Here is a 772-nt window from a genome sequence, read left to right as displayed (position 1 = left end):
ACAGCCAACATTCGCTGGCTGGCGAGGATCTTTGGATGCGATGATCCGTTGGCGACCCGCGAATGGCAGGTGGAGCTTATTGCGGCACAATCGCGGCTAACGACCAAGAGACGAGAATGGAAGAGAGCAGAAAGCGTCAATACGCTCGCGGTTCAAGATCTGGAAGGCTCCGGGACTTTGGCCAGCGCAACCGCCTCGCAACCAGAGCTGGCCCTGTACAGGGACGTTAAAGGACCGACGCGGCGCTTTAGCCTGGCGAGAAGATCGGAAGCACTTTTTTGCGACGGCTCTCCATTGAACCTTCCGGCTTCGGTCTTCGCCGGCATTTCCGCGCTTGGCTTCCTGTCGTTTATTCTCGGCATTCATAACGTCAAATATGGCCGTGCGGATGGCGTTGTTAAGCAAGTTGGTTTTCTTTGGGCTGCGAACTGGATATTCGTGTTCATGCTGTTTCTGCCACTATTTCTGGCATTTGTGTCCGAACTTGTAACCTACTGGAAACACGAGGAACGGTCGAAGCTTGTAAGAAATGGCGCGCTTGATGAAAGTTGCCACGCCTGGGTGCAAATCTTAGACGCCACGTCCTATTCATTTTGGGCAGTCTTCGTGATTTGCTTGGTATTCGCCGGGCTTGTCCAGTGGATTGGTGTGTGCCTGATCCCGCTAGTCAAAGGCGGCGGCGACTATGCGGTGGATTGGGGCAGGCTCGCGATCGTCCGGCCTGAAGTCATATCGGTGCCGGTGGAGCTCGTGTTCACAGGACTGGCCTATC

The 772-nt window shown here is 55.1% G+C and carries 1 protein-coding gene; it reads left to right on the top strand.

Annotated features, from left to right (window positions below):
• A partial coding sequence (locus tag ACODTY_RS24095; protein WP_488996698.1) for an RcgA family putative transporter occupies positions 1-772 on the top strand: 772 nt, incomplete at both ends.

This window comes from Mesorhizobium sp. FG116 (genome assembly GCF_057809835.1).
This window is presented reverse-complemented; position numbering and strand designations above follow the sequence as displayed.